This is a genomic window from Candidatus Kuenenia sp., assembly GCF_039794105.1.
In the GTDB taxonomy this organism is placed as follows: Bacteria; Planctomycetota; Brocadiia; order Brocadiales; family Brocadiaceae; genus Kuenenia.
On record NZ_JBDIWA010000005.1, the window covers coordinates 72,320 to 97,604 of the forward strand.

Below are 25,285 nucleotides of genomic sequence, written 5' to 3' on the forward strand. Positions count from 1 at the left end.
CACTTCGGGAGTTTTGAATTGCCGTTATTAATGTATAATGCTTAGTTATTTCGGGAATTCTTAAAAAACTAAAACGGTTGTAAAATATCGTTTTTTTTTGCAATGTAAGAGGTTTTAATGCGGCGTTAACATTGCACTGACTGCAATGAAAATGTCCTTGACAAGATATTCTACCGCTGTATAATGTTGAAAATTTTTATGCCTTGAAATTTCGCATGAAAATCCTTTAAAAAGTTGTTTTGATGAAGTATTTGGGAAGGGGGTGGTTGGGCTAAAGACTATTTAATGTTCCTGCTTTTACCTGTGATTCTCGCTTGTGTCACCTAGGTAATAACCGTAGTTTTAAAAGTGTTTAAAGTAAAGAAAGGAGAAGATGTAATGTTTGAAATTTTTAAGAAACCATTGTCCAGGATTGTAGGTGCGACGTTTGCCTTTGCAGGCGCGACCTTGCTAACTTGCGCTATGGAGAATGGTGTTGCAATGGCTGAAGGGCCAACTTTTCAGGACGTAGCATCACAGGTATTCGGCCAGCCAGTTGGTCCGGACAATGATGGAACCTTGTACATATTTGGGTTGACTGCTAAATATACTGAACCTGAATATGTTGATGGACGTGGACCATACAAGTCTTTTTTGAAGATGTTACCGTCAATTCGCTGGTATGATCCGGAACATTATTGGACATCTGGAAGCCAGACAGAAGGGGTGTTCAAGAACGAAGAATGCGTATTGTGCCATACAGTACAAACTCCGACGATTGTTAACGATTGGAAGCAAAGCTCACATGGTAGTAAGGACATGAGGAGAGGGATTGGCATAAAGAAGGATGGAAAGCCAGTTGAAGATTTGGTTGGTTGCGCTGATTGTCATGGCAGTGACCACCAGAAACTTGAAATGCCAACCTATAAGCTCTGTAACGACTGTCATCCAAAAGAAACAGCGGAACATAGGGCCGGTGGTTTGGGATCTCATACTCATGCATATACAGTTAACGTGTTAGAATTTTCATGGCACGTAGGAAAACCTGCAGAAGAGGTTACTGGCTGTGCGCATTGTCATGCTATTGCGGAAAACAGGTGTTCCGGTTGCCACACAAGGCACAAATTTGACCCGGCTGAGGCCAGAAAACCAACCGCTTGCAGGGTTTGTCATATGGGTATAGACCATGATGAATGGGCTATGTACAATACCTCTATCCATGGAGCATTGTACGAAGCAGAATCAGCCAGAATGGACTGGGGCAAGAAGTTAAAGAAGGGCAACTACAGGGTGCCAACCTGTGCTTATTGCCATATGCAAAACGGCGATCACAATCCGCAGAGGTTTGGAACGATCTATAGCGATATGGGTATGTTCCAGGTAGACCGCGGGGCGCCGAAACATAAGGCGAAAAGAGACTCTTGGATTAAGTTGTGCCAGGACTGTCATTCGCCAAGGTTCGCAGCGGATAAACTCAAAGAAATGGACGCAGGTGTTAATTTGAGTTTTACAAAGTGGAGAGAAGCAGCTGCGGTTATCGTGGGTTGTTATCTTGATGGTGTAGTTGACCCAATGCCTGAAGGATCAGCTCCTGATTGGTACGGCCATTATACTTTCAGCTTGTTACCAGGCGGAGATCCAAGGTTCTACGCGACTTCTAACTTAGAGCGTTTAGGGCTGGAAATGATTTGTTACCTGACCGGTAACGTTTATAAGGCATATGCACATATGTCTATGTACAATCAAACGTACGGAAATGGTAGCGCTTTTGAGCAGGACAGAAAATTGGTTGAAATTAAAACCGAAGCCGCTAAGCTGAGAAGGTTTGCAGCTATTGAGAAAAAGATCGGTTTAGAACACAAGTCTGCTGATTTCTGGAAACATGGTGAATATCTTGATTTACTCCCAGGCTGGAAGAGAAAACCTGGCGACGTAGATGTTGAATGGTTCAAGAGAACTGATATTCCTCATCGTGCTAATGCAGATGCTGGTGTAGAGATACATCACTAAGTTTCATGTACCTGATTTAATTTTCAGGATATATAAGATGTAGAGCAATGAGGGTAGCAGAGGTCAATTTGCTACCCTCATTGTGTTTATTCGGTACTTTGTAACAACTTTAGTTTTTTGAAAAGGTAGGGGCGAAGCATTTGCTGTAAATTGTCATAAATGCGTTCATACCCAAATGGGCAAATGCTTCGCCCCTATACTATGCGGCAAACACCGCCATTATTGAAGTTTTTCAAAAAACTAAAGTGTTACGGTACTTTAATGTGCGTTTTATATTTACAAATAATGAGTTAGGTTTTTAGTGAAATTCAAGATAAACTACAGATTGTGCAGAGATAGATACATAATCTGTGTAATCCGTAGTTTCAATCCTTTTTTGCCTGTCTGAAACTTCTTATCTCAAGGCGATTTAGTATCAAGAGAAAAATACGTGTTTTAAAATAATATAAGGAGGTTTAAATCATGAGCATAACTACTTCAAAAACAAGAACTACTGAGTATGGAAAACTACCGGTGGCAGATGATGCTTCCGCCAAAATGGGGCATTTTGGCCGCTTTGGCGGAAAGTTTGTGCCGGAAACGATCATGCCCTCTCTAGACCAGTTGGAACAGGCCTATAATGAAGCGAAAAACGATCCGGCATTCAATACTGAACTGGAATACTATTTGAGAGAATATGTGGGGCGTCCTTCAACCCTTTATTATGCGGAAAGGCTGACAAAAAAACTTGGCGGCGCTAAAATATATTTCAAAAGGGAGGATTTAAATCATACCGGAGCGCATAAAATTAATAATACGATTGGGCAAATATTGCTTGCTTTGAGGATGGGAAAAAAGCGTATTATTGCTGAAACGGGCGCAGGACAGCATGGCGTCGCCACGGCTACTGCCGCTGCAATGTTTGGTGTTCAATGTGATGTATATATGGGCGAAGAAGACATGAGACGTCAGTCGTTGAATGTTTTTAGAATGAAGCTGCTCGGAGCAAAGGTTATTCCTGTCGTCAGTGGTTCGAAAACATTAAAAGATGCTACAAACGAGGCTTTGAGGGACTGGATGGGGTCGGTAAAACACACTCATTACATTATTGGTTCTGTTGTTGGTCCTCATCCTTACCCAACAATGGTAAGAGATTTCCAGTTAGTAATAGGACGGGAAGCAAAAAAGCAGATATTAGAAAAGGAAAACCGGCTGCCGGATTATCTTATTGCCTGTGTTGGTGGCGGCAGTAATTCAATAGGATTGTTTCACCCATTCATTGACGACAAAGAGGTAAAAATGATTGGCGTAGAAGCGGGAGGCACTGGTTCTGGAGTAGGCCAGCATGCATCGACTCTGACAAGCGGGAAAGTGGGCGTGTTGCATGGAAGTGTAAGCTATGTTCTTCAGGACGACGATGGGCAAACATTGCCTGTGCACTCAATTTCTGCCGGTTTGGACTATCCCGGCGTTGGTCCCGAGCACAGCTATTTGAAAGACATTGGAAGGGCTGATTATGTTTCGATAACTGACGAAGAAGCGGTAAGCGCCTTTCAGGAATGTGCCCGATTGGAAGGGATCATTCCCGCCCTTGAGGCCGCACATGCTATTGCGTATACAATGAAACTTGCGCCTGTCTTGAGTAAGGACAAATTGATTATTGTTTGTTTATCCGGTACTGGAGATAAGGATTCCTTTGAAGTGGCAAAAAAACTTGGATACGTCATCTAGTGAAATACCACACATGAAATAATCGTAAGTAAATATGGTATTTAATTCTAAGTAAAACACAGTCTCTATTTGATTTTTAGAGCAGAGAAATCGTTATAGTTTTGTTGAGATAATTCCAATGAACAGGATTGATAAAAAATTTGAAGAATTAAAAAGAAAAAAGGAGCCTGCTTTTATTCCTTTTATTACGGCTGGAGACCCTGACATCGAAACAACAGAGGACTTGATTCTTGCTTTTGAGAAAAAAGGGGCAGATATTATTGAGCTTGGTGTACCATTTTCCGACCCTATTGCAGATGGACCTGTTATTCAGGCATCATATCACAGGGCATTGGAAAAAGGGGTAAATGTTGCGCAAATATTCGATATGATTTCGAGGCTTCGCAGTAAAACTCAAATACCTGTAGTAGGAATGATTTCTTACAGTATTGTGTACAAATTTGGAAGTAAAGCTTTTGTTGAAATGGCTTTAAAGGCAGGGTTTGACGGATTGACTATTCCAGACCTTCCCATTGAAGAAAATGAAGAAATATTTGAAATTGCATCTAAAAACGATTTAAAAATTGTTTGCTTTGTGGCCCCAACGACAACGAATCAACGAATGAACCTTATTACTCAAAGAACGCAGGGGTTTTTGTATTATATTTCGGTGGTGGGGATTACAGGAGCAAGGGATATGTTGCCCGACGATATTATACAAAATATTAACAAACTTAAACAGCTTACTAATATTCCTATTGTAGTAGGTTTTGGGGTATCCACAGCCAAACAAGCAAGTATGGTCGGAAAGATCGCAGAAGGCGTAATTGTTGGCAGTGCTATTGTAAGAGAAATTGAAAAATATGAACACGTACCTCATGAGAAGCTGATAGAAAATGTTGGTAATTTTGTTGAGGAGTTAGTTATTGGGACAAAGAATTTGCCGAAAACTCCTTTAATAAGCATTGGTTAGTTGTTTGTTTAATTTTTCATATTATTTAAAAGAAAGAAAAACAGGATATATTTTGGATCAGAACAAAGAAAAAGGGTACACTCAATATCAAAAGAAGGTTATTAAGGGATATTATGAAAATAAAGACCTGAGGCTAATACAAAACCTGGGAGAGTTGGTTTCTGATATGTACCTGATAACGGACGAAAAAAAGAAGGATTCCGGCTGGAAGAAAATTAAGAAAATACTTGCCGATTTGAAGGTGCACCCTAACGAAGTGGAATATTTGACTAAAGAGAGAAATCTTGCGGTAATTTCAAAAAAATTAGAAGAAATATTCTAATGGCAAGCAGGAGGCCGGCGTATAGCATAATATGGGCAATTTATGATTTATTAAAATCAACCATAATGTCGGTTATAAGTGTCTGTGCAGACACTTATAATTGCTACGTTTTTAAGTTCTGCCACTAAAACCAGTATGTCTGGTTTTCCACACTACAGCTTCAGATTGGAATTAAACAGTGACCCTCTCTTAAAGGTTGCATAATTTAAATGTGAGGCGCATATACATCATACTTCCCAAGACTCATATGCATCTAAAGTTTTGGAGCATGTCCCTTATGAATGAGCAATTTAACGATACTCGAGATGCTCATAAAATGTAAATCCAGAACCCATGAAGTGCCTTTTTTAATAACACTTTAGTTTTTTGAAAAATTCCAACAATCTCGATGTTTTGCCGCATATTGTAAGGGTGAATCATCTGCTGTAAATTGTCATAAAAGCGTTCATACCCAAACTGGCAAATGCTTCGCCCCTATTTTTTCAAAAAACTAAAGTGTTACAATTCGATTTGTTTACTGAATTTAAAGCTGAAATCCGTGGTTCCCGTCTGATTGAGTATAGATAGTGAATAATATTAAACAACTGGCATTAGAGGTTCTTCAAAACAATCGTGTGGCAGTATTTACTGTTGCTTATAATGCAGAGCAACATATCGAAGATGTACTGAATCGTATACCGAAATGGGTTGCAGAGAAATTAGCGGAAATCTATATTATTGATGATCGGTCCACCGATGATACATATAGCAAAGCGCGGAATATTCAGTGGCCAAAAGAACTTGCCCCTCTACGAATTTTTCAAACACCTTATAATCAGGGATATGGCGGCAATCAAAAACTTGGTTACAATTATGCCATCCAAAGAGGTTTTGATATTGTTGTACTTCTCCACGGTGATGGCCAGTATGCCCCCGAAAGCCTGCCCCATATACTAGCCGCTTATACCGAAAAAACAGACGCAGTTTTCGGCAGCCGATTTTTGCAGAGAGGCGGCGCCTTGAAGGGCCGTATGCCGTTGTATAAATGGATAGGTAATCGGATTCTCACCAAAATACAAAATACCTTGCTTAAGAGCCAGATGTCTGAAATGCATTCCGGCTACCGCTCTTACCGGGTATCAGCGCTTCGTAAGATTCCTTTTAATTATAATAGCCAGGGATTTGATTTCGATGCGGATATTATTGTGCAATTTCATGCCGCCGGTTTTAAAATAAAGGAAATTCCCATTCCAACGCATTATGGAGATGAAGTTTGTCGCGTAAATGGCGTAGCCTATGCATGGAATTGTATCAAGACTCTTATCAAATACCGTCTGATGAATTACGAGATTTTTTATGACCCTAAGTTTGATGTAAGGGCGGAGATGCAGTATCACTATACCAGTAAATCCGCAAAAAGTTCCTTGCACTACTATGTTCGGAATCTTCCAATTGAAAAGGGTAAAACGTTATTAGATATTGGCGGAGGCGCCATTGGAGCCGTTTCAATGGCACATGCGGAACGGGGGGTTGGCGTAACGGTTCTCGACCAATGCAATGCTGTCCAAAGTGATGTTCTTAAACATTATGTTGTGAACCTTGACGAACCATGGGGTGTGCAATTTCCGGCAGAAAAATATGATTTTGCATTTTCTTTGGACGTTCTTGAGCATTTGAATTGTCCTGAAAAAGGCGCTAAAGAAATTTTCAATTTACTTAAAAGCGGGGGTAAACTATATGCAAGCACAGGTAATGTTGCATTTTTTATTCTTCGGTTGATGCTCTGTTATGGTAGTTTTAATTATGGAAGGAGAGGTATACTTGACTTAACCCATAAACGACTCATGACGGTCAATTCCTTCCGCCGTTTGCTTGAAAACTCCGGATTCAAAGTTGAAAAGATCATGGGATTTGGAGTTCCTTTGCTGGATATGAACGGCAGTTCAAAACACATGGCCTTGCTTGATATGATTTCATTCCGTCTGGCAAGAATCTGGCCGAGACTTTTTGCCTTTCAAATTCTGGCGATTTGCCACCGCCCCGATTCAATTGAAGACTTAATGGAACAGACATTCCAAAATAATTGAAGTGAAATATTTAGTTTCCATTAGTATTCAAAATACATTGCATGTCGTTTACCGCGTGCTATTTCCTCATTAAAGAATTGAGGAGCAACGCAACTAATATAACCGTGTAGTCTGGAGGGTAAAATATTCAACCGATATATACCCTTTTCCAATCTGCACACATTGCCTTCCAGTGGTTTGCCATTAACAGAAACCCTCCGATAGAAATTTCCTATTTCATTTGATTCCGCAATGCTGTATTTTCCCCTTAGGATATTAAATCGTTCAAATATCTTTTGGCGGGGCATCGGGTAGGGATAAAAACGAATATTTTCAGTTGTTCCATTAAAAACATGTCCCTTTTCTGCTTCCAGTACTTTAAATGCCTCAAAATTCTTCACGAAGGATTCCACATCCTTTGGCGGCATATAAGATATTTTTTTCAAGATACCGTTTACATAAAAAGACAAAGTATTGCCTGAAATTGTCCAAACAACATGATACCAACTGTTGAGCAATGTTATTTCCGCGCATTCGATGTAAGAATTTGTTTCAGGCAGATGAACCTGAAACCCCATGCCTTGCATTTGTTCAAATTCCGCATCCCAATGGAGCATAGACCACTCACCCCGTTTCAATATGGGAGCATTATAAGGATTTTCATTTACTTTTACCATTAACTCAACGGTGAGTTCCGAAGGGAATGCTAGTTCGCGGTATTCAGCATAAATTTTTTCCGTTTGGCAGCGATCGGGTATTTCTAAAATTGGAGTAGCTAATTTGTTTGCATCGGCATTGTCCTGTGATGCTGCAACGTAAATATCCATATTATCAAAGAAGTAGTATTCTCCCGGATTTATTACTTCAAATTCACAATTACTTGTTTCTTTAGGATTGGTTTCAAGTTTTAAGCCATATACATAAAGATCTCCATCCAGGTGAAGATAATGATTTTTCAGGTACTCCCGTACGTGTTTAGGCAGATTGTTTTGCCGTGCATCGTATATCATAAAACGAGCGCCGGAATTGCGATAGTCTGAAACAATCTGTTCGGAAAAGTATCCTTTATAGATTTCCAGTTGTGCCAGGCCATTTTGGAAAAAATAGGTTGCCGGTTCTAAAAACAAAGCCCCACCCGCATTATCAATAAAACGGTCGTTGTCTGATGATACTTTCTCGAGTTTGTCGAGTAATTTCAATTGATGCGTATTATTGGATTTTCCATGAGTAAAAATTACCTGGTTATATATTACAAACAACATGCCCAGGCAAAAGATACTGTTTACAGCTATTTTTTTATTCAAAGACAATTTTTGAAACAGACAATACATTCCCCGCAAGCTGCAAATGCCTAAAATGAAACAGGGGAAAACAAAGTTATAGGGATATTGGGCCTTTATCAGAAAAACAGAAATAATAGTGGAGAAACAAACAACAGGCCAGAGCAGGTCTCGCTGATCTATCAAAAAATATACCGCTAAAAAGACAAGCACAAGCGTGGAAATCTTTGTCTGGTTTAAATAATTGTGAAGATAGGCTGAGAAATGTATTGCAGGGTATACTTGTTCGTGTTTTATGGCGTCAAAGAAGGTTAATTGAATCATTTTTGGCAACAGTCCAAAACACGCGCATAGAATGAGCATAATTCCAACAACTGAAACAAACCCTATAATAAGTGTTTTTGGATACGGCAAATGACAAGGCGAGTGTTCCTTACGGAGATATCTGACATTCATGTCATTGATAAAAAGGATTATTAACGCAATGCCTCCATAGTAAACAAATTTCTGAGACATAAAGATCGCTATTCCAAACAGAATACCCGATAAGGCGGCGAGCGACCTTAATTTCAATTGCCTGTTTGCGTCAATACAAAGGATTGAGATGGTTAAAAAAACTGCGCCGAAACAGTCAGCCCTGTAGTCTATGGATGAAAGAAGGCCAAATCCAACACTAATCGGCACAATAGTCCCCAGCAAAGCATAAGAATATCTTTTAGTTACATGGTAAAAGTAGAAAAACAGTGAAACAGAAAGCAACACCAAATAAGAAAATGATATTTTTCGTAAAAGAAGCGCCTTTTCCTGAAAATTGCCGTTATTAAGCTTTAGTATAAGGGCGTGTAAAAAATGACTAAATGGGGGATGATGTTCATAAAAATCGACATATGGTAATCTCCCCTGTGAAACAAGATGAGTCATGCAGCCATATTGATATTCATCAATGGTAAAATAACGTGTTTGGCCAAACCAATAAACATAGCCGATAACCAGGAAAGAGCTTATTGATAACAGGATAATCAATATCAATTGAAACTGCTTTTCACTTTGACAACTTAACCTATTCATTTAACCTTCCCATTTTAGCCGCCGTCACATCTTGAATAGTGAATTAGCTTTTCTAAATATTTTTTTTATTTATAGTTCTTTGCGCAACTAGACCTTTATATTACTTGCTTGTTTGCTGACAGAAGAATAACCATGATTAAATAATTTTTCAATTTCATTATTTCTGACAAATTCAAAATTAGAAATTCGGATTCCTCCATTAAATATTTTGCCAAAAAGTGCAAAGAAATACCTTTTAGGGTTTACTATACGTGAACTATTGCCGCATTTCCTTATAGGCATTAATCAAGCCGTTTGTAGATGAATCATGGGTGGCTATCGGTTTGTTATCCGTTAATTCCGGTAATATCTTTTTTGCGAGTTGTTTACCAAGTTCCACTCCCCATTGATCAAAACTGAAGATGTTCCAGATAACACCTTGTACAAATATTTTGTGCTCATACATGGCAATTAAACTGCCCAACACTTTTGGGGTTAGTTCTTTGAAGAGTATGGAATTGGTGGGCCTGTTTCCTTCAAATACCTTATGAGGGGCTAACATTTGTATTTCATTATCACCTTTACCTTCCTTCTTCAACTCTTCGATGACTTCATCTCTTGTTTTCCCTTTTAAAAGCGCCTCCGTCTGCGCGAAAAAGTTTGATAAAAGAATGCTATGGTGTTCTCCAATAGGATTATGGCTGATTGCAGGGGCAAGAAAATCGGCAGGGATTAATTTTGTGCCCTGATGGATTAATTGATAAAAGGCATGCTGTCCGTTTGTCCCCGGCTCTCCCCAAATAACGGGACCTGTCTGATAATTGACCTTATTGCCGCTCCGGTCTGTAGATTTCCCGTTACTTTCCATATTGCCCTGCTGGAAGTATGCGGGGAACCGGTGCATGTATTGGTCGTAGGGCAGAATAGCCTCTGTTTGTGCGCCAAAAAAATTGTTGTACCATATCCCGATAAGGGCAAGTATCACTGGAATATTTTTTTCAAACGGGGTGGTTTTGAAATGGTTGTCCATTTCAAAGGCGCCGTGCAGCAATTCACTAAAATTTTCATAACCGATAAAACAGGCTATAGACAAACCAATTGCCGACCAGAGCGAATAACGGCCCCCAACCCAGTCCCGGAATACAAACATGTTGTCCCTGTGAATGCCAAACGCCTCCACCTTTTCCGTATTTGTTGAGATAGCGACAAAATGCCTTGCAACATGTGCGTGATCTTTTGCGCATTGTAAAAACCACTCCCTTGCGGAGAATGCATTCGTCATTGTCTCCTGCGTTGTAAACGTTTTTGAGGCAATCATGAACAGGGCGGTTTCAGGATTCAGCGTTTTTAGTGTTTCCACAATATGCGTGCCGTCGATGTTTGAAACGAAATGAACCGATAGGCCGTTTTTGGCATATGGACGCAAACATTCAGTGACCATAACCGGCCCTAAATCAGAACCGCCGATGCCAATATTTACTATGTCAGTAATCTTCCTGCCGGAAAATCCTTTCCACTCTCCGGAAATGACATTGCGCGAAAATGCTTCCATCTTCTTTAGGACCGCATTTACCTGCGGCATTACGTTCTTGCCGTCAACATAGATGGGAGTATTTTCCCTGTTTCGTAAGGCGGTATGCAGGACGGCGCGATTTTCCGTTTCATTTATTGCATCGCCGGAAAACATTTTTCCGATAGCGTCTTCGAGTCCGGTTTCTCTTGCAAGGGCGATAAGGCGTCTTAAGGTTTCGTCCGTTATGATATTTTTGGAATAGTCAACAAGTATGTCGTTAAATCTAATGGAAAATTTTTTAAATCTGTCAGGGTCTTCAGCAAAAAACGTTTTCATGTGAATATGCTGAATATCATTGAAATGTTCAGCGAGGCTGTTCCAGCTTTTTGTTTCTGTAGGGTTGATTTTGTTTAACATAATTACACTTCCTTAAAGCTCCAATAGGGGTATTCTAATTGATAAGTGGCAATTTTGCCCGGATTGTTTTCACGGCTGGCGACCAGCCATAAAAAGCTCTTTTTATCCTGAGAAGATGCGGGATCCACAGGGTCCCAGTCTGGAATTAAGATCATGGCATTGTCTGCGCTGTATTCAATATCTCCTGATTCCTTGAATGAACCAAGATCGGGCTTTTTACCATAATGTCCCTCGTTTCCGCGGGAGAGTTCGGAAATCACAAAGAAGGCGGTATTTTGTTCGTCTCTGATGGCTTCTATGTGGCGCAGCCAGGAATCAATGCCGGAACGTCTGTCGGAAAGGTCACGGAAAGGCAGTTTGTGAAGGCTGTCTATGATTACTACGGAATGGTCGGTCCTGGTTTCGTGTTGAATAAAGTCTATATGGCGTCGCATGATATCGGGGTTTAGTTTGCGGTCGTTTACCACCCGGAAGTATTTTAACATATCCGCAAATTCAGAGCGGGCTTTTTGCAGCTTGTTTGCTACATCATCACGCGCGTAATTCAATCGGATATCTTCTTCGGAAAGCCTGCTGAGGCGGCACAGTGTCCTGTGAAAAATTTTCTGACGACCGTTTTCGAAATCATAGTAAATCACCGGTATTTTCCGTTTTGCCATTTCAGTTGAAACTTGCATATAGAAACATGATTTACCCGCTTTGGGTTGTCCTCCCATGATGTTGATTCCCCGTATGCCGTTCAGCGAAGCGTCGAGTTTTTCCAAACCGGATGCTAAGCCAATTAAGGATTTGCCGGCGTTCTTTTCAAGGGACTCGAAAAATATGTGATGTTCTTTTTCCGGAGATGTAAAGGGGGAGAAAGATTTTGAGGATTGAATCATAAGCGAGACAGTTTCTTTAAAACCGTCCCTTTTTTCTCTGGCTAATTCGCAAAGATTGTAACCCCGTTTTGCCTGAGAACCCCACTTCAGAATCCTTACCTTGAAGCCTAATCTTGTAGCGAGTTCATGCGCCGAAAGGTATGCCTCCGGTGTGTTGTTTACCACAATAAAAATATAGTTTATGTAAGCAAACTGTTCCGGACTCAGATGCTCTAAATCCGCCGCAGCCGGTACTGCAATGCCTGGATAACCAAGTTCTTTCAGGGCAAGAAGGTTGGTTTCGCCTTCTGTTATGAACAATGCGCCGTTTTCACATCTTTCAATCTCTGATGTATTAAATATTTTGGGTATGCTGGTAAAAAACTCCTTATTCCCATACCAGAAAGCGTCTTCTGATTTTGACGGATGCATACAGTGTGCGATATAGCAATTCCCGTTTTCAAGAAAGTAGGGATAAACAAAATACCGGCCATTGTATCCCACCTTCATTTCATTGACGACCTCTTTTGATATTTCAAATTCCTGAAAGTGTTTATATTCGTTTTCTCCCATGAGGTAGGAGTATTTAATAATCTCGGAATTTATGTTTTTTGCAGGATAATTAATGTTTCTTACATATTGTTCCCTGTCGGGGTCGTAGCCAGGAACTTTTGCAAGATCAATTTCAAGGCATTTTCCGAAATAAAGCGGAAAGCCTTCCTGCCGGCATTTGCCTTTGCACTGAAAATATCCAAAAAAGTAACTCTCGGAGTCCAGATTCACAAAGAAATCCCCAGCGTGTTGTTGTTTGTCATCGGATTGACAAATTGGACATGCAGCCTTTAGCATATTGCCTTCTGATTCCGCCCCGGGCAGGTATTCGAGATAAAACTTTTTTGTTAATTCAATTGGTTCCATGATATGTCATAAGATTTATGAATATTTTTGTGTGGGTGATATTAAATCAGAAAGGTTAAAGATAGCAAGTTTTTTAATTCTTCCGGCTTCACCAAATGCTATAACATACGCACACAAATGATCCTTCCCTTGTCTCTTCATTCTGTATTTTAGTTCCTCTTATTTGTTTATTTAAATAGTGACGTAACTAATTATAAACACAAATAAATGCTGTTGACAATTTTGCATTTGATAAATATTATTAAACAAAAATCGTTGTAGTTAACATTGAATTATGTTGTTATGAATTACTTAATGGCTACGTTTTCATTACACACGAAAAAGGAGAATATATGAAGATTACCAGATTTGCTACCATGTGTTGTTTGTGGATATTTGCCGCTATTACCTTTGTATTCCCTGTACTGGTTTCTGCGGAGGAACCGCCCCGGAATATCGGCTATGGCAGAGGCGGAAGAATGCAGGGGGGCGCTGTATCTTCACGGTCAAAAGAACCCATCAAACCGATCCCGATTAATTTTGACGATAACAGGGCAAAGACGGATTTAGGGAAAAAGTTGTTCTTTGAGCCAAGGTTGTCTAAATCCGGATGGATTACGTGCAATTCCTGCCACAATCTTTCTACGGGCGGTGCGGATAATCTGCCGACTTCTATCGGACATAAATGGATGCTTGGTCCTATAAATTCACCAACCGTCCTGAACTCAAAATTTAATCTGGCGCAATTCTGGGATGGACGCGCCAAGGATTTGAAGGAGCAGGCAAAAGGCCCTATCGCCAATCCTATGGAAATGGCTTCGAACCATCAGCTTGCGGTAGATGTATTGCAATCGATCCCGGAATATGTGAAGTGGTTTAAGGACGTCTATGGAGAGGGAAAGATTACGATAGATAACGTTGCGGATGCCATTGCAGCATTTGAAGAAACGCTGACTACTCCAAACTCACGGTTCGATTCATGGCTGAACGGCTATGACGAAAAAATCACCGCAGACGAAAAGGCTGGGTACGACCTTTTTAAGGACAAAGGATGCATAGGCTGCCATAACGGTTTCGGGGTGGGAGGAAACTCTTTTAAGAAATTTGGCACTGCAAAACCCTATGACAAAGACACCCAGACGCTCGGACGCTACAACGTGACAAAGGATGAGAATGATAAATACGTTTTCAAGGTGCCGCTGCTCAGAAATATTGAGCTCACAGCGCCCTATTTTCATGATGCAAGCACGTGGAGTTTGAGTGAGGCGGTGAATGTGATGGCGGAATATCAGTTAGGCATAAAACTTACTGAAAATGAAACAAGCAAGATTGTTGCGTTTCTTAAAACATTGACCGGAGATCAGCCCGAACTTATTTATCCCATTCTGCCACCTTCAAGTGCAAACACACCGCAACCAAACCGGAATTGAGGGCATTGGCGGAAGAAATAAGAATCTCCTCCATCTGCACATAATGCGTCTTGTCTCGTAATTTTGAGGTGTATGGATATCAGTCTATATCCTGCAACTTTAACAGCAAATTCTTCAGGGAAATTACCACCGTATTCTTATCAATGGGGAATTTTCATCATTGCCGCCATGCAGGGACAAAAACGCCGAAGGGTCACTCAGCTTCAACAAATCTTCAGGGGCTTCAATGTCCAGGTAGAGTGCTGTCCGGTTTTCAGCTCTTGTTTGTGCAAGCGTTGTTTTGCCCACCTGCCGCGGTCCAAAAAGGGCAACGGCAGGTGTATGCCGCATTGTTTGCTCAAGTTTGCCGATAATCCATCTTTTCAACATATATAGCAATTTCGGAAAATGATTCCGAAATTGCAAGGAAATATTTGAATAGTTTGTCCGCATTATTCAAAAAAACGTAACACTTTAGTTTTTTGAAAAATTCCAACAATAACATTATTTTGCCGCACGTATTACCTATAAGCTCCGTCAGGAGTGGCCTGTCTTCCTGTCAATCATATACAGGCCGCTCCTAGGAGCTATTTACCTGTTGAATTTTATTGCGTTACAAACAGACCGCCCCTAAGGGGGCTATATTGTTTTTAATGTCCCCTTGTATTTTTCAAATAACTAAGGTATTAAGAATTATTTTATTAAAAACAACCCCCTTTTTCCTCCTTTATTAAGGGGGATTTTTGCGGCCGTTTGCTTAGCTTAATGACATTGCCTGGCAACTCAGGCAAGGGATACAGCCCCCCATTATCAGCAGTCCCATATTGGTTATAATTACCGGCTGAGCAATGTGCTTGCATGTATTGGTAGAGGACAACTATGCGTTTTGGAAGACAGGGTGAATGCACGCAGAACCAATTTTGATTTTTATAAAAAAGCATTGGACGGGCTTCCGGGTATTCAGTTCATGCCTGAGGTTGAATTTGGCAGAAGTAACCGGTGGTTAACGTACCTGACCATTGAGCCGTCGAAAAGTGGTTTCTCAAGGGAAGTCGTTAGATTAGCATTAGAAGCAGAAAATATTGAATCCCGGCCGGTTTGGAAGCCGCTCCGTCTTCAACCGGTTTTTCAAGACTGTCCTTATTACGGTTCCGGTGTAGCAGAAGAATTATTTGATAAAGGAATTTGCTTGCCATCCGGTTCGAGTTTAACCAGAGAAGATATGCAACGGGTAGTTAACGTGTTTTCGGCGGGAATATGAGAAGAAAAAGGGGGGATAGTATTTAGTTGTCAGTACATAAAAGGCATACACATACAATATTTAATACTTGCAAATATTTTCCGACTTAATTATTATCCGTGTTATTTGACATTCCTTTAAAAGACCTGTTTCGTTAAATCAGCTATAAATTAGGTTAGGTTTTAAAAGATATAAAGACCCAACGTCATTCATTTTTACCCACCCCTTAATCCCCTCCCAAGAGGGGAATTAGACAATTCCCCTCTTGGGAGGGGATTAAGGGGTGGGATTGTTTGTTAACTAAAAAATATTGAAATTCCTATACTTGTACATAGCGCTGCAAAGCTGTGACCAAAATGTAGAGGCTTTAACCACGAAGAACCTAGCGCGGCACTAAGAAAAACTTACAAAAAAAAGAAGTTTTTACAGGGTAATCTATAAGGAGATATTTTGGGCGTAAAATATTTGAGATTTATACTATTATTGGTCTTTTTTTCTGTTGCATATCGATATCCTTGTGGGATGTCTGAGGAAATAGATGTTAATAATTATGAAATGAAGGGGCTTTCTGCCGCATCAAAATTTAATATTATGGAAGAGCTTTCGTTGTTATATAACGATATTCATATTGGGCCTGTCGGTATAAAGCCCTCGTATCAAGTAAATGAAATATATGATGACAATGTATATGATGCGGCAGAGGAAGAGGTTTCTGATCTTTACACTTTACATCGGTCATCATTATTGATTGCAGCTCCTTTTTCAGACCACTTGCTTTCGCACTTCAAATATGATGCAGAGATTTATGATTACGAGGATGAGCAGGAAAGGGACCGCGTGAATCAATCGTGGGAAGGCTCGCTTGGATTTTATTTCGCAAATGATTTTGCGTTTATTTTCAGTGACCGGTTTAGAAAACATGTGATTCCTCCCGGTGTTCAAAGAAGGTACTTCGGTGATATTGCTGAACTGGACATCCCCTTTGAAGATCAGGGGCCTAATGTTTTCGTTGATAGAAGAAACGTTAATATGAATGTTGCTTCATTTGAATTGGATTTCCCTGATTTCTTTCCTAACGTTGATTTTCTGATGCGTTATGATAACCAGGATGTGAGTTATCAAAGAGACGAATTTAAGAGTGACGACTTTAATCTTGATACTATAGGCGCAATCATAGAATATAATTATCCTTTCTTGCCTGTTAAGGTGTCCTCAGGGTTTGTTTACTCCATTCAACGATATGATGCCTCTCAGACCTCTAAGCACAACGATAATTATACAAACGATATACCCTTAAACATCTCGTGGACTATTAATCAGAAAAATGAAATATATTTAAATACAAACTATAGAACTTCAAAATATAAAAAGCAGAGTAACATTGAAAATTTTGAAGGATGGGAAATTGTGCTGGGAGACCGCTATCTCATTAATCCTGTTTCATCAATCGAAATTTATGGAGAGAGGAGTTTGAAAGAACAACGGCAATCAAATAATAATTCTTACTTTTATACAAAAGTCGGTATAAAATATATTAACCAACATGACCGTATTGATGGATACCTTGATGTGTACTATTCAAACATGAGATTTGCAGAATCGATTGGTGCGTCGGGTGAGATTGAAGATGTTGACAGTTTTCATGTGCAATTAAATATCAAGTATCGCCCTCAAAAATGGTGGTTTGCAGAGTTTGATTATTCATATGCGAACAGAGAGAATACTTTTAGTTCCGGAGTTTTATTGAAAAATGCGGTATCTCTTGGGTTAGGATTGACCTTTTAGTTTTTCTGAAGTGAGATTTTGTAAAAATACATCCAACAGTATCATCTATCATCCCCGATGCTTAATTGAGACATCTAACATACATACCTTTTATCCATTCCACAAAAGTAGCGGTCACAGAAAACAGCCGCCTCTGCCACCAAAACCCTTTTCACCAAGAATCTCCCTATTTATGCGCAAATATTGCGCCCTAATACAATATAAAAAAAGAGTATTCGCCTATCATGTTTCTCCTCTCCTTGCTAATAGAATCCCTCAAATCATAATGCTTTCAAGCTGTGTTTGATTTTCTGCAAATTTTGCAAAGAAAAACAAATATACAATGGTTTATCATTTCGTTGTTTGCCAGGTTTACCATAATCTGAAAAGAATATTATTCCTAACGTATTTTTAGGTAATTAATTACAATAAATCTGAAATTATTGCACCATATTGGTATATCAATTGATCATTCATAAGGTGTTTTTCCGGGAGCCTATGCTATTCCTTTATTTGTCTGTGTCCGCAAGGCCTGGGGAGGCCGGTTTTAATCGTGGGCGATTGAACAGAAACGTTTTGCATACTTCTTGTACCTGACCTGTTACCCGTCAACAATGTGCAGGTCCTTGCTAAAAACACATGGAGGTTAATAAACAGCTTTTTTGTGAGCTAATCCTAATAACATTATTTGTAAGGAAACAATACATGTTTAAAACCGCCGTAGCATTATTTTCATTAATAGTGTGCATAATAATGAATAATAGTTTTATTTCATCTTCCTTTGCCGCGAGTCCTCCGGCGCCAGCTTTTGGCACAGCAACGGTCGATGGCGATGCAAGCGAATGGAACCTGGCAGAAGATGGAACCGGCGATTTTTTTGCCAATATGTGTGTGGGGGGGGGCAACCCTGAGAAGAAAAATCCTTCTATAGATGCGAAGCTTTATCTTCGTTACGATTGTGAAAATGAGATACTTTATGCATTGGTATTAGGGGAAACCGGACCCGTTTTAGCGTTGCCGGAAGACAATTTTATAAAGTTGGGGAATTCTACCAAACTCGTTGACAGTAACGATAACAACGACGGCACACTGCCGGATTTTGCATGGATAGGGCTAAGTAATGGGGAGGCCGATGGATGGGAAGCCGCTGTATCTCTTTCAGAAGGTGCATATAACAATTTAAATGTACATGTGCAGGTTTTTGCCGACGGCGAAGCCCAAACTGCTGCTGTGGATGGACGCGCCATAGAGCTGGTGATTGATTGCGGAGGTACCACTGCGGTAGAACTCATTTACTTCACTGCTAATGCATTTAACGGAGAAGTTTTGTTGGAGTGGAAAACTGCTACTGAAATAGACAACGCAGGATTCAACATTTACCGCAAAAAACGAATAGGAGACCCGTATACCATGATTAATGAGGAATTAATCGATACAGGTGGCGACGCTGTTTCCGGCGCAACCTACAGCTTTTTGGACTTTCCTGACCGCAGTGGCAGATACTTTTACACATTGGAAGATATTGATACAAATGGCAAGAGCACTATGCATGGTACAATTAAGGTGTGGGTAAAGGTATCGGAATAAAACGCAGAAAATATAGTATGAGAAGTAGTATTTTTTTCTCTGAGCCGGGGTATCCATCTGAGAAATACAGAAGTTTAGATACCATTAGATACCGAACATCAGACATATTTTTGAAAGGAGACTGCAAATGAATGTACAAAATGTACCCGTGTTGGTGTATGAGCCGCCAAAGATTGAAACTTATACAGATGAAGAACTGCTTGAGAAATTAGGCGCCGCCCATACTGGTTATGTAAATGGTGGCAATATTCTTGGCTAGCACAGTAGGTGGATATGGTATCCTGGCAACCGCCCATACCGGTTACGTAAATGGTTACAATGTTTTTTGAAAAGTACTTTTTTGTAACACTTTGCTTTTTCAAAACTCTAAAGTGTTACCTTTTTTTAATGTACAAATACCCCATGGAATTATTGCAAAAACCGTATCTTCTTAACAAAGTAACGCTCTATTTCTTTGATTTGGCGGTAACAATCAAATCTGATTCCATTGAATTTATTGACCTTTTTACAAAGATGTATAACCGGTTTCAGAAGAATGAATTTCCCTCTCTTTCTGCATCACATATAGAATTTTCTTTAATTACCCATCCTGACAACATTTTTGGCAAGCCGGTATTGATGTGCAATGATGAAATCTGGCCGCTCAATGACCCTAAATTATTAGACGGATTTGCTTATGAATGCATACTCATGTCCATTATTACAAGAATAAAAAGCCATTTTTTAATCCATGCCGGCGTAGTTTCCTTCAATAACCACGGCGTGCTTATCGTGGCAGATGGTGGGTATGGCAAGACTACCTTAGTACTAACACTTCTGAAGAGAGGGTTTAAGTTTCTTTCTGATGAAATGGCTGCCCTGGGAAGACACGACCATTTGGTGTACCCCTTTCCCCGAAGTCTGAGGGTTCGAAAGGATACGTTATCATTGGTTGGCTTTCAAGATGATACTACCGGCGGAGAGGAATGGCTGGATAAACTGCTTTTGGATATCGATCAAATATCGCCTGGTAGTTCAGGCACGAAAGTGCCCATTGAGTATATTATTTTTTTACAGAATGAGAAGGGGTTAACGAAAAACAACGAACAGGACTTAACCATTCTCGTTGATCAAATGAATGATGAAGTGTTGCGCATCATAGAAAACATTGCCGGGGTACGGAATATGTACGTTGATATCAATGGTAGTTTTCCCGTACTCAGACTGTATGCGGACAAGGCAAATAAAATTCTTTCTAAAATAGAGACAATATGCGCCATGCATAAAATACTTGTGCTAGACGTCCTCAAGGGCACAGAAGGACTTGCTTCGTTCAACGGTAATGCGAGACTTATTCCCATACCCGTTAGCCAGGCCGTTCTTGCACTTCTGGGGAATTACCAGGGTAGTTATAAATCAAAAATATTGCAGGACGAATTTAAAGGCAGTTCGGTTAGATTATTCATGGAATTATCAAACATTATAGCACAAGCGCGGTGCTACTGCTTAACTGCCGGTCCCTTGCAAGAGATGGCAGATAGAGTATGCGCCGAAGTGTGCGCATAGGTCGCGGAGGGGGAAGATGATAAAAAGAGAGATTGCAAAGATATTTTTCGTACGCCACTACCTCGCTCATTCTTTACGGTGTGTGCTCATTGTGCCTATCGTCGCCATGCTCTCCTTCCTGATGCTGTGGCATACAGGATTGTGCAACGCTGCCGTTAGATTATTGACGTCAGACAGCCGGTCAATTGAACTGGAATTTACGATAGGCGGCTTTCATACCGAAACATTACAACATGAGGGTAAAACATATCAGCGGATTTATATACAAAACACCATACAAAGCGCCAGGCCTGGAGAACCCCAATTGCCCCAGTGCGGAACAATGGTCGGTTTGCCTGCTATTCATGGCGTCTCTCTTGATATTTTAGAGGCACAATATGAAACCTTGCAGGGATACAATATATATCCTGCCCCTAAATCCGGGATAGAAGGGGGAAACCCGGATACATTCCCCTCCGGCAGGATAATGCAGACGTTCTTTGAAAACCAGCATATATATACCACTAACGCCTTCTTTCCGGACACACCGGTAAAAATGGGCAATACAGGATATCTGCGTGATCAACCGGTTGCACAAGTACATTTCACGCCTGTTCAGTTCAATCCCGTGACTGGCGAGGTGCGCATTTACCGAAAGATTGTCGCCCGTGTTTCATGGAAAGAGGTTTCCCTTTCTCCTGAAAAAAAACCTTCAATGGCAAGTCCTTTTTTTGAAAATCTTCTAAAAAAGAAAATCATAAACTACCACAATATAAAACGCCCTGTGATTGCGGAGAATTCATACCGTCCCCCCGTTCAAAGAAAAAGGGACAGCTCCGGCGTTGAGGCTTCTCCCATGCTTAAAATAACCGTGAAAGAAGAAGGCATGTATACGTTGAGTTACAACGATCTTATCGACGCCGGATTTGATGTGGATGCGATAGATCCCCGCACTTTGACTATGACAAATAAGGGAGAGGAAATTGCCATATTTATTGAAGGCGAAGAGGATGGTGTATTTAATAATTCGGATGCTATCGTTTTTTATGGCGAAGAATATACCGATATTTATACGGATAAAAATGTTTACTGGCTAACCACCGGCTCTGCCAATGGCATCCGTATGAATACCCACGACGGCGCCCCTTCGGGCAACGCCGCTGTTCCTGATTACTTTCCTGCAACGGTCCATGTTGAAGAAAATACATATTACTGGCAAACAATGCCGGACGGAGAAGGGCAGGATCATTATTTCTGGGGCGGCAAACTGACCGCGCCGCAAACAAAAGAGCTTACCCTGAATATAAAGAATATCCTTTTGGTTCCAGAGACCGCTGCTATACGGGTGCAATTAAAGGGATATACGGACGTCAGCAAGAATGACCCGGACCACCATACAAAGATATATATAAATGATAAAGAGATAGACGATCAATACTGGGATGGGCGAATAGTCTTCAATCATGAAGCAACCGTATCCCATGAGTATTTAAACAATGGGAAAAATACCATTACGGTAGAAACAGTGGGTGATACAGGGGCTTCGGTTGATCAATTGCTGGTCAACTGGGCAGAGATAGACTACCTTGATACGTATGTTGCAGAAAATGATGAGCTATTTTTTAGTGCGCCTTCTGAAGGCGTCTATCAATTTGAAGTATCCTCCTTCACTGGCAGTGATATGGAGGTATTTGACATTACAGACCACAACGCAGTTGTGCGCATAATTAACACAAATATTGTAAGCGACAACAAAAGATACACATTACAATTTGAAGATGTTGCCCAATCTGATACAAGATTTCTGGCATTGACTTTAGCGCAATATAAAACTCCCTATGCAATTGAAAAGGATGAAACATCATCATGGAAATCCGCCGGTAACGGAGCAGACTATATTATTATTACGCATGAAGATTTTTATGATAATGCACTTGCATTGGCCGGCCATCGCATCGATGATGGTTTAAGAGTGGTTACGGTGAAGGTGGGCGATATTTATGACGAATTTAACGACGGTATTTTTTCCCCGCAGGCAATACGGGATTTCCTGTCTTACACGTATAACAATTGGCAGGAACCCGCCCCTGCATACGTTGTATTAATAGGAGACGCGTATCAGGATTACAACGATAATTTGGCATCGGGCACGATAAATTATGTCCCTTCCCAGATTATAGAAACTGACGAATTGGGAGAGACGCCTTCGGATAACTGGTTTGTACTTGTAAGTGGCGATGATATCCTCCCTGACATGCATATCGGACGGCTCTGTGCGCAAACAATCGAACAGGCGGAAGACATTATTAATAAGGTAATATTCTATGATCAGCATCCGTCCGAGGAAGATTGGGCAAAAAACGTCTTACTCGTAGCGGATGACGATCAATCTTCTTTTGAAAGTCTTTCGGAAGAAATCATTGAACTATTACCTGGTAACTATACCGCAAAAAGGGTTTATGTAGGCGATTATACTGCAAACGATGATGTGGCATTTAATATAACCCAGAATATAAATAACGGTTGTTTTATGGTGAATTACACTGGACACGGGGCTGTAAATATGTGGGGACTGAATGCAAGCACGTCTATTTATACTACAGATGACATTGCGTTGCTGGATAATTGGTATAAACTGCCGGTTGTCACAGTTGCAAACTGCCTTAACGGATTTTTTACGGGGAAAAGCACACAGGTTTCAGTTGCTGAAGAATTTCAGAGATTACAGGATAAAGGGGCAATTGCCGTATGGGCGGCAACCGCCCTGAGCTATACATCGGGACACAGATTACTCATGCTTTCTTTTTATGAAACGGTCTTTACCGGTTCTTCATTTGGTTTAGGCGAGATCAGCACAGAAGCAAAACTGGATGCTTACTCCCAGAGTAGTTATTGGAGTGAATTGGTGGAGACTTTTGTGTTGTTTGGGGATCCAGCAACAGGGTTGCATGTTGTTGCTAACGACGGAATACCAACAGCCAGTCCAACGGTTACCCCACAGCCGGCGTCATCACCGACTCCTGTATTAACCCCCCGCGTGACGCCTACTCCTTTTCCACAGGAATGTACAATAAGCGCTATGGAAGTAGAACCGAAAAAATTAGTGCTCAAGAAAGGAGAAGAAGGGGAAGTACTCATAACAATAAGGTGCGAAACCAATGGCAATACGGAGGGTTTTGAGATAACGGCAAACATAAAAAAGGGAAAGAAAACGGCAAAAATTGCAAACAAAACTGCTGTAACTGATGTAAATGGACAAGCATCTTTTGTCATTACAGCAAAGAAAAAGGGAAAGGCGGTTGTGGCATTCAGTGTGAATAATATTGCCGAAAAAATAAGGGTAAAAATAAAGTAATAAATGTAGAGACGCATTGCATGCGTCCGGAAACTGCTGCGCGTAAAGAAAATGTTGACACAACAGGGAGACGCATGCAATGCGTCTCTACAAAAATCAGGAACAATATAAAACGTGAGGTTCAGGTTGCAAACCCGCTAGAGGAGGTCATTAGTCAACAGCCAACTGCCGACTGTAGATTGCCTACTGCATAAGGGATCATTAAATATGTTGCCAAAAAAATGCAAAGAAATTACTGATAAGGTTCCAATATGATGCAAAAAGAAAATCATAACAATATTTCAGACGAAGTGCTGCATGCTATCGTCAATGTATGGGATCAAACCAATGAAAGGTTTGCTATCCCCATTGTTGGCAGGAGTATGTATCCGCTCATAAGGGAAGGTGACAATGTCCTGGTTGAGTGTGGCTATTCACAGATACGGCGTGGCGATATTATTGCCTTCAGGTCGGAGAACAAGCTTATTGTACACAGGGTATTAACTATCTCTGAAAAGGGAACGGGCTTTTCCTTCATTACAAAGGGAGACAATGTGCCGCATGCCGATCCGGTGGTGAGCCATAGTGAAATAATAGGCAAAGTATCCGCTATTAAACGAGGGGAAAAGATGCTCTCTCTTGACACTTTCGCCGGCAGATCAACAGGATGGTTGATCATAAGGAGTACCCCTGTTGTTCGCGCGTTGTGCGGATTTCAAAGAAACATATTCACAGGAAATAAACAGGATTGTAATAAAACAATTGTGAATCGTGGCACACGTTTTCTCTTTTTACTGTTCCGTAAAGTAATATTTCTTTTTTTATGCAGAGGGAAAGCGCCAGAAAATAAGAGCATTTTTATAAATCGACGCCTTATTTAATAGTATAGGAATTTTAGTTTTTTAAATGCATGCTTGCGGGCAAGTGTTTTTGTAACATATTTAATTACAAGCGGATATTATAACCGCCACATGTAGCGGCAAGGCGTGCCTTGCTACTACATTAAATGTTTATGGATTTCAATATTTTCAAAAAACTAAAGTATTACAAAATAGTATTTTCTTTATAATTCCTCCAACATGCCTTTTTCTGCCAGGACAGTCAGCGTATTTACTATATCGTTGCAAATGTTTGTATCGTCGGGTATGGAAAACGTTTCTCTTAATTGACGTTCCATATCCCCGATGGTATGCTCGCCATCGCAAAGTTCCCATATAATCCTTGCCGTAGTATTGAGTACATGAATCGTTTTTTCATCAACATTACGAAGGACTACTTCTTTGCCAATATCCTGTATTATCACACCTTTCTGTTTCTTCTTTGGTTTTGAAAAATTCATTTTTCTGTCTTCACTTTAATCGGTGCGGTTATAAGAAGTAAAATAATGGCGTTATT

Annotated in this window: 18 protein-coding genes; 13 read left to right on the forward strand and 5 right to left on the reverse strand. The window is 40.5% G+C overall.

What is annotated here, in order from left to right; genetic code table 11:
- The first annotated feature begins 378 nt into the window (after positions 1 to 378).
- From ABJL82_RS04720 to ABJL82_RS04740, 5 genes are all read left to right on the forward strand, one after another.
- Positions 379 to 1,989 carry a hydroxylamine oxidase gene (locus tag ABJL82_RS04720; protein ID WP_347273571.1) on the forward strand — a complete coding sequence of 537 codons (1,611 nt, stop codon included), beginning with the start codon at positions 379 to 381 and terminating at the stop codon, positions 1,987 to 1,989.
- Between the two features lie 537 nt (positions 1,990 to 2,526).
- Entirely contained in the window at positions 2,527 to 3,699 is a 1,173-nt protein-coding gene (gene trpB, locus ABJL82_RS04725; RefSeq protein ID WP_347273613.1) for a tryptophan synthase subunit beta, read from the forward strand.
- A 118-nt stretch (positions 3,700 to 3,817) separates the two neighbouring features.
- Positions 3,818 to 4,651, forward strand: coding sequence for a tryptophan synthase subunit alpha (gene trpA / locus ABJL82_RS04730; RefSeq protein ID WP_347273572.1), 834 nt, complete (start codon positions 3,818 to 3,820; stop codon positions 4,649 to 4,651).
- A gap of 52 nt (positions 4,652 to 4,703) precedes the next feature.
- Positions 4,704 to 4,973 (forward strand): hypothetical protein, encoded by a 270-nt coding sequence (locus tag ABJL82_RS04735; RefSeq protein ID WP_347273573.1) that lies wholly within the window; start codon positions 4,704 to 4,706, stop codon positions 4,971 to 4,973.
- A gap of 566 nt (positions 4,974 to 5,539) precedes the next feature.
- Positions 5,540 to 7,039, forward strand: a complete 1,500-nt coding sequence (locus ABJL82_RS04740) for a bifunctional glycosyltransferase/class I SAM-dependent methyltransferase (RefSeq protein WP_347273574.1) — start codon at positions 5,540 to 5,542, stop codon at positions 7,037 to 7,039.
- A 20-nt stretch (positions 7,040 to 7,059) separates the two neighbouring features.
- On the opposite strand, the gene ABJL82_RS04745 is transcribed toward ABJL82_RS04740, so the two are convergent.
- The 3 genes from ABJL82_RS04745 to ABJL82_RS04755 form a co-directional block, all read right to left on the reverse strand.
- A complete protein-coding gene (locus tag ABJL82_RS04745) occupies positions 7,060 to 9,366 on the reverse strand; it encodes a LamG-like jellyroll fold domain-containing protein (RefSeq protein WP_347273575.1) in 2,307 nt (768 codons plus the stop codon).
- Positions 9,367 to 9,622: 256 nt separating this feature from the next.
- Positions 9,623 to 11,275, reverse strand: a complete 1,653-nt coding sequence (gene pgi, locus ABJL82_RS04750; protein ID WP_347273576.1) for a glucose-6-phosphate isomerase — start codon at positions 11,273 to 11,275, stop codon at positions 9,623 to 9,625.
- A 2-nt stretch (positions 11,276 to 11,277) separates the two neighbouring features.
- Positions 11,278 to 13,053: a DnaB-like helicase C-terminal domain-containing protein gene (locus ABJL82_RS04755; protein WP_347273577.1), complete on the reverse strand. Its 1,776-nt coding sequence runs from the start codon at positions 13,051 to 13,053 to the stop codon at positions 11,278 to 11,280.
- Positions 13,054 to 13,511: 458 nt separating this feature from the next.
- Here ABJL82_RS04755 and ABJL82_RS04760 point away from each other — a divergent pair, with 458 nt between their 5' ends.
- On the forward strand, positions 13,512 to 14,462 hold the full coding sequence (locus ABJL82_RS04760) for a cytochrome-c peroxidase (RefSeq protein ID WP_347273614.1): 951 nt from the start codon (positions 13,512 to 13,514) through the stop codon (positions 14,460 to 14,462).
- Between the two features lie 123 nt (positions 14,463 to 14,585).
- Here the strand turns inward: ABJL82_RS04760 and ABJL82_RS04765 are convergent, their stop codons facing one another.
- Complete coding sequence (locus tag ABJL82_RS04765; RefSeq protein ID WP_347273578.1) at positions 14,586 to 14,831, reverse strand: AAA family ATPase; 246 nt, start codon at positions 14,829 to 14,831, stop codon at positions 14,586 to 14,588.
- A gap of 385 nt (positions 14,832 to 15,216) precedes the next feature.
- Between ABJL82_RS04765 and ABJL82_RS04770 the strand changes: the two genes are divergently transcribed.
- From ABJL82_RS04770 to ABJL82_RS04800, 7 genes are all read left to right on the forward strand, one after another.
- A complete protein-coding gene (locus ABJL82_RS04770; RefSeq protein ID WP_347273615.1) occupies positions 15,217 to 15,702 on the forward strand; it encodes a DegT/DnrJ/EryC1/StrS family aminotransferase in 486 nt (161 codons plus the stop codon).
- Positions 15,703 to 16,131: 429 nt separating this feature from the next.
- On the forward strand, positions 16,132 to 17,466 hold the full coding sequence (locus ABJL82_RS04775; RefSeq protein ID WP_347273579.1) for a hypothetical protein: 1,335 nt from the start codon (positions 16,132 to 16,134) through the stop codon (positions 17,464 to 17,466).
- A gap of 684 nt (positions 17,467 to 18,150) precedes the next feature.
- Positions 18,151 to 19,032, forward strand: a complete 882-nt coding sequence (locus ABJL82_RS04780; protein WP_347273580.1) for a hypothetical protein — start codon at positions 18,151 to 18,153, stop codon at positions 19,030 to 19,032.
- Positions 19,033 to 19,159: 127 nt separating this feature from the next.
- On the forward strand, positions 19,160 to 19,291 hold the full coding sequence (locus tag ABJL82_RS04785) for a hypothetical protein (RefSeq protein ID WP_347273581.1): 132 nt from the start codon (positions 19,160 to 19,162) through the stop codon (positions 19,289 to 19,291).
- 143 nt (positions 19,292 to 19,434) lie between these two features.
- Entirely contained in the window at positions 19,435 to 20,577 is a 1,143-nt protein-coding gene (locus tag ABJL82_RS04790) for a hypothetical protein (RefSeq protein ID WP_347273582.1), read from the forward strand.
- A 16-nt stretch (positions 20,578 to 20,593) separates the two neighbouring features.
- Positions 20,594 to 23,911 (forward strand): C25 family cysteine peptidase, encoded by a 3,318-nt coding sequence (locus ABJL82_RS04795; protein WP_347273583.1) that lies wholly within the window; start codon positions 20,594 to 20,596, stop codon positions 23,909 to 23,911.
- Between the two features lie 251 nt (positions 23,912 to 24,162).
- Complete coding sequence (locus tag ABJL82_RS04800; RefSeq protein WP_347273584.1) at positions 24,163 to 24,771, forward strand: signal peptidase I; 609 nt, start codon at positions 24,163 to 24,165, stop codon at positions 24,769 to 24,771.
- Between the two features lie 182 nt (positions 24,772 to 24,953).
- Here ABJL82_RS04800 and ABJL82_RS04805 read toward each other — a convergent pair whose 3' ends face one another.
- Positions 24,954 to 25,229: a PqqD family protein gene (locus tag ABJL82_RS04805; RefSeq protein ID WP_099324213.1), complete on the reverse strand. Its 276-nt coding sequence runs from the start codon at positions 25,227 to 25,229 to the stop codon at positions 24,954 to 24,956.
- Between the last annotated feature and the right edge of the window lie 56 nt (positions 25,230 to 25,285).